1 pseudogene is annotated in these 926 nt (G+C 42.9%); it reads left to right on the top strand.

Annotation, left to right across the window (positions count from 1 at the left end):
• Positions 1-97: 97 nt before the first annotated feature.
• Positions 98-536, top strand: a pseudogene (locus P5674_RS25240) (IS1 family transposase); the annotation flags it as partial.
• Positions 537-926 lie beyond the last annotated feature (390 nt).

Below are 926 nucleotides of genomic sequence, written 5' to 3'. Positions count from 1 at the left end.
TCAATACTAGAGTCTGACCTGGCTTCAATGTTGGAATTAAGATAAACTCCAACCACGGTGTTGCATAATAGAAAATGATATTCTCAAATAAATCAAGATGGATTGTCCTTATTGCCAAAGCCATAAAGTAGTCAAAAATGGTCATCGTCAGGGAAAACAGAGTTACCTGTGCCGTGAATGTGGTCGCCAATTTCGAGAAAATCCCTGTCCTGGAGGTTACAGTTCTGATGTCAAAGAGCTTTGTGTGAAAATGTCCCTCAATGGCATGGGATTTCGAGCCATTGAGAGAGTCACTGGTATTTCTCACAACACAATACTTAACTGGGTTAGAGTTGCAGAAACCCAGATGTGATGAGGAAAACTATGAAATTCCTGAAATAGCTCAAATTGATGAGCTTCAGACTTTTGTGGGTTCAAAAAAAAACATCTGGGTCTGGACAGTTGTGAATACCAAACTGCCTGTAATTCTGAAGTTTGTCATAGGCGACCGCTCATTGCTGACTTTTACCACATTATGGCAAATGATTCAGGGCTGGGGGTAGGGGTCGAGAGGGAAGTCGCCTTCCCCCACTCCCATTCAAAACCGTGCTTGATACTTTCGCATCACACGGCTCCTGATGTAGATACCCCTTGGCAACGGGAACAGGGTTACCAACCCCTGCTTTTGTACTTCAACTTTTGGAGCTAAATACAACATCGTAGTGTTTAAACTCGCTTTCGCCGTTAAACTCCTGTTGATTGCAGTAACTATATCTACACCGTGACTAGTGGGCATATCCTAACCATTACAATTAGGCCTTGGCTTTCAGTCACATCCCTTCCCCTTAAAGGCATACGATTACACTTTCACTACTCAACAAGATGTACTTGTCGAGAGCCTAAAAGGGGTTTAAACGTTCCGTTTATACGGGCATTCCATCTTTAGA

This window comes from Limnospira sp. PMC 289.06 (genome assembly GCF_032350395.1).
Lineage (GTDB): Bacteria > Cyanobacteriota > Cyanobacteriia > Cyanobacteriales > Microcoleaceae > Limnospira > Limnospira platensis.
Note: the sequence above shows the minus strand (reverse complement) of the source record. Positions and strands in the feature narration are given on the sequence as shown.